The sequence below is a fragment of the Paraburkholderia piptadeniae genome, assembly GCF_900007165.1.
GTDB lineage: Bacteria > Pseudomonadota > Gammaproteobacteria > Burkholderiales > Burkholderiaceae > Paraburkholderia > Paraburkholderia piptadeniae.
This window is the reverse complement of record NZ_CYGY02000050.1, coordinates 88575-97424: the sequence shown is the minus strand read 5'-3', so window position 1 is coordinate 97424 and position 8850 is coordinate 88575. Positions and strand designations below refer to the sequence as shown.

General features: G+C 65.4%; 7 protein-coding genes. All 7 read right to left on the bottom strand.

Annotation, left to right across the window (positions count from 1 at the left end; all coding sequences use genetic code 11):
- Positions 1-78: 78 nt before the first annotated feature.
- The 7 genes from BN2476_RS25680 to BN2476_RS25650 all read right to left on the bottom strand — a co-directional run bounded on the left by BN2476_RS25680 (position 79) and on the right by BN2476_RS25650 (position 8845).
- Complete coding sequence (locus BN2476_RS25680; protein WP_087736969.1) at positions 79-1125, bottom strand: ABC transporter permease; 1047 nt, start codon at positions 1123-1125, stop codon at positions 79-81.
- Between the two features lies 1 nt (position 1126).
- Entirely contained in the window at positions 1127-2659 is a 1533-nt protein-coding gene (locus BN2476_RS25675; protein WP_087737084.1) for a sugar ABC transporter ATP-binding protein, read from the bottom strand.
- Positions 2660-2735: 76 nt separating this feature from the next.
- Entirely contained in the window at positions 2736-3740 is a 1005-nt protein-coding gene (locus BN2476_RS25670) for an autoinducer 2 ABC transporter substrate-binding protein (protein WP_087736968.1), read from the bottom strand.
- Between the two features lie 118 nt (positions 3741-3858).
- Positions 3859-4878 carry an ABC transporter permease gene (locus BN2476_RS25665; protein ID WP_087736967.1) on the bottom strand — a complete coding sequence of 340 codons (1020 nt, stop codon included), beginning with the start codon at positions 4876-4878 and terminating at the stop codon, positions 3859-3861.
- Between the two features lie 50 nt (positions 4879-4928).
- Positions 4929-5888, bottom strand: a complete 960-nt coding sequence (gene rbsK, locus BN2476_RS25660) for a ribokinase (RefSeq protein ID WP_087736966.1) — start codon at positions 5886-5888, stop codon at positions 4929-4931.
- A gap of 5 nt (positions 5889-5893) precedes the next feature.
- Positions 5894-6358: an RbsD/FucU family protein gene (locus BN2476_RS25655; RefSeq protein ID WP_087736965.1), complete on the bottom strand. Its 465-nt coding sequence runs from the start codon at positions 6356-6358 to the stop codon at positions 5894-5896.
- Positions 6359-6427: 69 nt separating this feature from the next.
- Positions 6428-8845 (bottom strand): aldehyde dehydrogenase family protein, encoded by a 2418-nt coding sequence (locus BN2476_RS25650; protein WP_087736964.1) that lies wholly within the window; start codon positions 8843-8845, stop codon positions 6428-6430.
- Positions 8846-8850: the final 5 nt, after the last annotated feature.

The following is an 8850-nucleotide window of genomic DNA, read 5'->3' as shown; positions in this document are numbered from 1 at the left end:
GGGCAACGCCCGCGCCGGTAGGCGCATCGCGGATGCCGGCGCAAAGGCAAAACAACCAAAAGCGTCGCAGACAAAAAACTAACCCCTGCGCTGCAAAGCAAACAACGTCCCCGCGATCAGAATGAACGCGCCAATGATCACCTTCTGCCACGTGCTCGGCACGCCGACAAGAATCAACACGCTGTTAATCAGCGTCACCAGCACGACGCCGAGCAGCGTGCCCGCTACCGTGCCCGTCCCGCCCGTGATGCGCGCGCCGCCGAGTATCACGGCCGCGATCACATCGAGCTCCGTACCGACGAGATCGAACGGATTCGCGAGCCGGTTGTTCGACACGTGCAGAATGCCCGCGATGCCCGCGAGCATCCCCGTATAGCCGAACACGAACAGGTGAATCGCGCGCAGGTTGTAGCCGAGGCGCTCGGCAATCGCGAGACTGCCGCCCATCGCATAGACGCCGCGTCCCATCATCGTGCGGTTCAGCAGCCACCACGTGACGACAGCCGCGATCACGAGCGCGAGCACCGACGCGGGCAATACCGCGCGCAAGCCGTCCGCCGTGTGATAGAAGAAGAGCGGAATGCGCCCGAAGTGGTCCATGCTGTGTGGAATGTTCATGAAGAACGTCGTGCCGATGAACGTCAGCAGGATGCCGCGATACAGATACTGCGTGCCGATCGTCACGATCAGCGAAGGCGCCCTCAACCGATGCACGAGCACGCCGTTGATCACGCCGAGCACGATGCCGCCCACTGCGCCCGCAACCAGGATCAGCGCGAACGGCTCATCGGGCCACCATGCGAACACTGCCTTCGTAATCGCATACATCGTCAGCGCGCCGATCGCCGTGAACGACACGTCGATGCCGCCCGACGCCAGCACGACGAGCGTGCCGAGCGCGAACAGCGACATCGTCGTCGCCGAATGCAGCAGATCGAACAGCGTGGCGAGCTGGAAGAAGCGCGGGTTGATCGCGCCGACGATCACGCACATCCCGACGATCAGCGCCACGGTGAACCACTCCGGATTGCGCGAGAGCTTCGCGCGCCATGTCGGCGGCTTGACCTCGGGCGCGATTTCGACGACGTTGGGGGTAGTCATGGTCCGGTTCATGATAGACGGCATCTCATGCAGCCTCTGACAACAGAGCGTGATACAGCTCGGCTTCGTTCAACTGGTCCGCGCGATACTGGCTCGCCACGCGGCCTTTCTTCATCATCAAGATGCGGTCGCAATTCTGCAGCAGCTCGGGCAGGTCATCGCTGATCAGAATGATGCCGATGCCGCGCTGCGAAAGCTTCTGCATGATCCGGTAGATGATGTCCTTCGAGCCGACATCGACGCCCACGGTCGGCCCATGCAGTATCAGCACGCGCGGATCGATCGCGAGCCAGCGGCCAATCAGCACGCGCTGCTGGTTGCCGCCCGACAGCGACTGCACCGGCTTGTCGACGCCGGGTGTCGCAATCTGCAAGTCCTTCACCGTCTGCTCCGCAAGCTGTTGCGCGCGCGTACGGTCGATCTGGCCGAAGCGGTCGCGCAGGCTCGCGATCATCGCGGTGATCACGTTGTCGCGAATCGGCTTGTCGAGAAAGAGCCCTTCGTTCAGGCGGTCTTCGGGCACATAGCCGATGCGATGATCCTTCGCATCCGACGGCGTGCGCAATGCCACGACCTTGCCGTCGAGCGTGACCTTGCCGCTCTCGGCGGGCGCGACACCCGCGAGCGCGCGCGCAAGTTCGTTGCGGCCCGAGTCGAGCAGACCCGTCACGCCGAGAATCTCGCCGCGATGCAGCTTGAACGACACATCGCGAAACTGCGCGCCACGGGTGAAGCCCAGCACGTCGAGCACGACTTCGTTGCCGACTGCGCCATCGCGATAGCGCTCGTTCGATAGATGCCGCCCCGTCATCAACTCGCTGATCTGCGCTTTCGTGTAATCGCCGATAGGGCCTTGCGCCATCTTCTGACCATCGCGCAGCACGATCACTTCGCCGCCGATCGCATAGCATTCGTCGAGCTTGTGGCTCACGAACAGCACGGTCACGCCTTGCGCGCGCAGATTGCCGAGCACGGCGATCAGGTTGTCCACTTCTTTCTGCGTAAGCGACGTGGTCGGCTCGTCCATGATGACGAACTTCGCTTCGCTCGCGATCGCGCGCGCAATCGCCACGAGTTGACGCGTCGCGAGCGGCAGTTGCTCGATTAGCGTCGACTGGAACTCCGCATCGCCGGGCAGGCCAACGGCTTCGAGCGCTTTCGCCGCCGTGCGCGCGAGCGCCTTGCGGTCGAACGTGCGCGTGAGACGTCCGTTGTGCTCGGCAAGCTCGGACGTCAGCGCGACGTTTTCCGCGACGCTCATGTTCGGCAGCAGCGACAGGTCCTGATAGACCGTCTCGATGCCCGCTGCCAGCGATTCGAGCGCCGACAGCCGCGCATGATGCACGCCTTCAATGATCAGCTCGCCTTCATCGGGCGGCTGCGCGCCGGAGATGATCTTGATGAGCGTGCTCTTGCCGCAGCCGTTTTCGCCGAGCAGGTGATAGATCTGTCCGCGCTCGAACGAAAGGCTCACGCCGCGCAGCGCATGCACGCCCGTGAACCGCTTATGTACGCCGACCACCTGCAAAAACGGCGTGGAGGAAACGTTTTGATTCATGCCGAAAGCCGTGCTCCAGATGAATGTCGCCGCGTGCCGGCGTTCGTTCGACAGCCGGCACGCGGTCATGCCGCGCTTAGAAGTTGTATTGCTTGTAGTTCGACTTGTCGACGTTCACCCAGCCCTGGCCGCGCACGATGATGCCCTTGCCCGGCCCCTTCTCGACCGTCACTTTCGTATAGCCCGGAATGCCGAGATCGGCGCCGTTCTGCACGGTCTTGCCGTCGACCAGCATCTGCGCCACCTTGTTCATCGCGATGCCCGCGAGCTTCGGGTCCCAGAACGCGATGCCGTTCACCGCACCGCTTTCGAGGAACTTGCCCGCTTCAGTCGGCAGGCCCGTGCCGTACACGCAGATCTTGCCCTGCATGCCCGCTTCCTCGACGGCGCGTCCGATGCCGATCACATCCAGCGACGACGAGCCCTGGAAGCCCTTCAGATCGGGATGCTTGCGCAGCACTTCCTTCGCGACTTCATAGGCCTTCTCGCCGTCGTTGTTCGTTTCGAGCTTCGGCTCGACGAGATTCATCTTCGGGTATTTGGCCTTTGCGTTGTTGATGCCGCCGTCGGCCCACTGCACCTGCGAGCGGCTGCCTAGCGAGCCGACCAGCACGGCCCACTTGCCGTCGTCGTGCATGCACGATGCGAGGCGCTCGTTCAGGCCTGCGCCGTACGCGCTGTTATCGAACGCCTCGATGTCGACCATCGTGTTCTTCGCGTTGTCCGCTTCGTGCGTGACGACCTTGATGCCGCGATCCATTGCTTTCTTCAGCGCCGGTTCGAGCGTCGGCGGGTCGTACGGCACGACCGCGATCGCCGTCACTTTCTTCGCGATCAGGTCTTCGATGATCTTCAGCTGCTGCGCGGCGTCGGCGCGACCCGGGCCCGTCTGATACGCCTGCACGCCGGGGTTGTCCTTCGCAAACTGCTTGACGCCCTCGTCCATCCGGTTGAACCAGTTGATGCCCGTCACCTTGACGACGGTGACGATCGTTTCGTTGGTCGCGGCCTGCGCGGCGGCGATCACGCCCACCGCGAGTGCGCCGGCAGCGAGGGCGGCGCTCAGTCGAGTCAGTTTCATTGCGTTTGTCTCCTTTGTCTTTGGTCGATCGATGTCCATCCATGTCGCCCCTTCATCTGCGTATGCACGCCGGCGGATATCCAGGGCTCCGATGTCCGCTTGAACCGGTCATGCCGCGCTAACGCCTCTGGTTCGGCTGCGCGAAGCCGAAGATCGCGCGCACCCGCTCGCCGCCTGCAAACGCGAGCGACAGCAGCAGCAGAAAACCCCACGCGCAATCGCCGAAAAACTGCGAAACGCCGAGCAGATTGAACAGGCTCGACAGGAACTGCAAAACCGTGGCCGCGAAAAACACGCAGATGATGCGGCCATAGCCGCCTGCCGGATTCACGCCGCCCATCACGGCGATCAGGATCGCGATCAGCAGATACGAATTGCCGTAATCCCACTTCGCGCTCGACGTATGCGTGACGCTGATCAGTCCCGCGAACGACGCGAGCACGCCGCACATCGTGTACGTGAGAATGAGCATCCGCGCGCGTGGAATGCCCGTATAGAACGCGGCCTTCGGGTTGGTGCCCATCAGGTACAGGCGCAAGCCGAACGGGCTGCGCCGCAGCAACCAGCCGAGCACGACGACGGCCGCGATGAAGATCACGAACGAAACGGGCACCTGAAACCATGTGCCGTTGCCGATATCCGACAGCGGCTCGACATAATCGACGTGCACCGACGCGCCGTTGCTGAGCACGACCGCGCAGCCCGTGAACAGCAGTTGCGTACCGAGCGTGCAAAGAATGGGCGTCAGGCGCAGCCGCGCGATCACGACGCCGTTCAGAAAGCCGCCGATCAGCCCCATGCACGCGACGATCGCGCAGAACGCACTGGTGTAGAGCATCGGCGAGTCGTCGCCGCTGACGAACTTCGGCACGATCAGCGCCGCGACCATGCCCGACAGGTTCGCGAGCCCGACACCCGACAGGTCGATGCCGCCGTTGCCCGACACCATCGACAGCATGATGCCGAGCGCGAGCAGCCCGAGTTCGGGCAACTGCCCGCCCATCGACTGAAGGTTGTCGAGCGAGACGAACTGGCCTTGCGATACCCATGTCGCGACGAGCACGACGAGCACGTTGACGGCGAGCAGAAAGTTCAGTTGCCGGTCGCGAAAGAGGCCAGTGAAAAGCGAGGACTTCATGTCGAAACGAACTCCTTCAGACTGCGCGCCGCGGCAAGCGGCGCGCTCGCTCAATGCGTTGAAAGCGGATCGCGCGACTGCGCGAGCACGGCGTTGACTTCCGCGAGCATCGGCATCGACGGCGCGGTGCCCGCGCGCGTCACCGAAATGCCCGCGAGCGCGCAGCCGAAGCGCGTCGCCTCGACGGCATCCGCGCCGCGCGCGAGCGCCGCCGCGAAGCCGCCCGTAAAGCCGTCGCCGGCGCCCGCCGTTTCCACCACGCGTCCGCACTGGAACGCCGGCACGAACACCGACTGTTCAGCCGAATGCAGCAAGGCGCCCGCTTCGCCGAGCGTCACGATCACGTTGCGCACGCCCTTTTCCAGCAGCACGTCGGCGGCGCGGCGCGCGTCGTCGACGTTGCTGACCTCGATGCCCGTCAGCGCGGCTGTCTCCGTTTCGTTCGGCGTGATGTAATCGCACAGCGGAAAAATGCTGTCGTCGAGGGGCAGCGCGGGCGCGGGATTGAACACCGTCGTCACGCCGTGCCTGCGCGCGACCTCGAGCCCGCGCCGCGCGGCGGCGACGGGCTGCTCCAGCTGCGTGACGAACACGCGCGCCGACGCGATGTCTTTTTCGATTGCGTCGACGTCGCTCGCGTTCATCGTTCCCGCCGCGCCCGACGCGACGATGATCGCGTTCTTGCCGGTGATGTCGTCGACAAAGATGTGGGCCGCGCCCGTCGATGCGCCTTCGATCACCGACGCGCGCGCCGTGATGCCTTCGGCGTCCCACGTCGAACGGGCAATCGCGCCGAACGCGTCGTTGCCAATGCGCGTGCAGAACACGACGTCGGCGCCCGCGCGCGCCGCCGCGACGGCCTGATTCGAGCCCTTGCCGCCCGGGCCCATCTTGAACGCGGAACCCGCAATCGTTTCGCCGATCAGCGGCATGCGGTCCGCGCGGAACGTGAGATCGGTCACGTAGATGCCGAGAATGACGACGCGCCCTTGTTTCTGTTGCGTGGCCATCGGCGTTATTCCCTTGGAGCGTCCGGGGCGAGCAGCACGCCCTTCTTGAACACGAAGCAGCCGTAGCCGCGCTGCTCGCCCGTCGCGATCACGCAGTACGCTTTCTTCGCGCGCGCATAGAACGCAAAGCGCTCGATGCCGACCAACGGCACGTCGCGCCCTTCCGCGTTGTTCACTTCGGCTTGCGCTTCGCGCTGCACGGCGGGAATGGTGTTCGGCTCGCCGACCACTTCCATGCGCAGCGCCGGATCGTCAACGAACGTATCGAGCGGCAGCACGGAAAGCACGGCGCGAATCGCGCGCGGCGCATCGACGCCATCGAGCCGCAGCAGCTTGCCCGTGACGGTTTCGCGCGCAACGGAGTCGCCCGGGAAATTCGCGTCGCAGATCACGACTTCATCGCCGTGGCCCATCGCGCGCAGCGCGTGCAGCACATCGGCGTTCAACAGCGGGTCCAGATTCTTCAGCACGTTGTCTCCTCCGTTTTCGGTTGGCGCGCTGTCGCTTTGTCTAGCGATCAGGAAACGATTGGCAAGCGGTCAGTCGCCGTACGGTATCCAGATGTTTTTCACTTGTGTTGCCTGCCGCAGGAACGCCGGGCCTTCGCTCGATGCGTCGAACCAGTCGAACGCGCGGCCATGATCGACGAACGTGCGCTTCAGGTTGCCGACCGACTCGCGTTCGGCCAGCGCCGAATCGTTCGCGAGGCCGAAGCACCACAGCGCATCGACATCGTCGTGCTTCGCGAGCGCCGACAGCAGCGGGCCGCGTTCGCCCGTCACGATGTTGAGCACGCCCGCGGGCACGTCCGACGTCTCGACGACCTGATAGAAGTCGGTCACTGTAAGCGGACTCGACGAACTCGGCAAGACGACGACGCGATTGCCCATCGCGAGCGCGGGCGCCACCAGCGAGATGAACGACAGCAGCGGCGCCTCGTCCGGGCACGCGATGCCGATCACGCCGAGCGGCTCGTTCATCGCGAGCGCAACGCCGCGCAACGGCGGCGCATGCACCGCGCCGTCGAACTTGTCGGCCCACGCGGCGTACGTGAAGAGGCGCGTCACCGAGGCGTCCACTTCACGGCGCGCGGCCGTTTCGCCGGCGGCCGTGCGAACGGCGAGCTGATGCGCGAATTCATGCGCGCGCACCGCAAGATTTTCGGCGAGGTAGTACAGCACCTGCGCGCGGTTGTGCGCGCTCGCCTGCGACCACTTCTGCGCGCCTCGCGCCGCCGCGACGGCGTTGCGAATGTCCTTGCGATTGCCGTCGCCGACTTCGCCGACGACGGCGCCATCGGGTCCGTAGACGGGCAGCGAATAGCCGCTGTCGGGCCGCGCCTGCTTGCCGCCGATAAAAAGCTTCGCCGTGCGGTCGATCGCGAAGGCGTCCGCCTGATTCGACTCGTGATGCAACGCGTCATGCGCCTGCGACGGATCGCGCACACGCTGCACGGGCCGCCGTTCTTCGAGCGCGAGCCACGCCGTCGGCTTCACGTACTCGTAGATGCCTTCGCGACCGCCTTCGCGTCCATAGCCCGACTCGCGATAGCCGCCGAAGCCGACCGCCGCGTCGAACAGATTCGTCGCGTTGACCCACACGACGCCGCACGCGAGACGCGGCGCGATGTCGAGCGCGCGGCCGATCGTCTCGCTCCAGATGCTCGCCGCGAGCCCATAGCGCGTGTTGTTCGCGAGCGCGACGGCTTCGTCGGGCGTGCGGAACGTCATCGTGACGAGCACGGGGCCGAAGATTTCTTCCTGCGCGAGCGTCGACGCGGGCGCGACGCCCGTGACGAGCGTCGGCGGATAGAAGCAGCCGCCGGCGGGCACGCCGCCGTGATCCGCCTCCGGCGACTGGTAGATCGCGCAACCTTCGCGGCGGCCCGCTTCGACCAGCGCTTCGATGCGCTCGAGCTGAACCTTGTCGACGATCGCGCCGATATCGGTGCACTTGTCGAGCGATGGCCCGACCCGCAGCGTCGCCATGCGGCGCTTGAGCTTGTCGATGAAGCGCGCCTCGACGCCCTCCTGCACCAGCAGACGCGAGCCCGCGCAGCACACCTGCCCCTGGTTGAACCAGATCGCGTCGACGACGCCCTCGACGGCGCCATCGAGGTCCGCATCGTCGAACACGATGAACGGCGACTTGCCGCCCAGTTCGAGCGTCAGCGATTTGCCCGAACCCGCCGTAGCCGCGTGAATCAGCCGGCCCACTTCCGTCGAGCCCGTGAACGCGATCTTGTCGACGCCGGGATGATCGACGAGCGCCGCGCCCGTGCGCCCGTCGCCCGTGACGACGTTCAGCACGCCCTTCGGCAGACCCGCGCGATGCGCGAGTTCGGCGAACAGCAGCGCCGTGAGCGGCGTGTATTCGGCGGGCTTCAGCACGACACAGTTACCCGTCGCGATCGCCGGCGCGATCTTCCACGCGAGCATCAGCAGCGGGAAATTCCACGGCACGATCTGGCCGATCACGCCAAGCGGCGCGAAGCTCGCGAATTCGCTGTCCTGCAACTGCGCCCAGCCCGCGTGATGCAGAAAGTGCCGCGCGACGAGCGGAATGTCGATATCGCGCGTCTCGCGGATCGGCTTGCCGTTGTCGAGCGCTTCGAGCACGGCAAAGAGACGGCTGTGACGCTGCACCATCCGCGACAGCGCATACAGATGCCGCGCGCGTCCCGCGCCGCCAAGCGCGGACCACGCGGGCTGCGCGGCGCGCGCGGCGGCGACGGCGGCGTCGATGTCGGTGGCGTCGCCTTGCGCGACATGCGCGAGCAGTTCGCCCGTCGCGGGCTCATGCGTCGCGAAGCGCTCGCTCGCAGCGGGCGCGCGCCATCCACCATCGATGAAATGACCGAACGTCGCGTCGTGCTGCGCGAGCCACGCGCGCGCGGGCTGATCGTCCTCGATTGCGGGACCGTACTCCATCGAAGAAAAATACTCGGCTACGCTCATGGGAT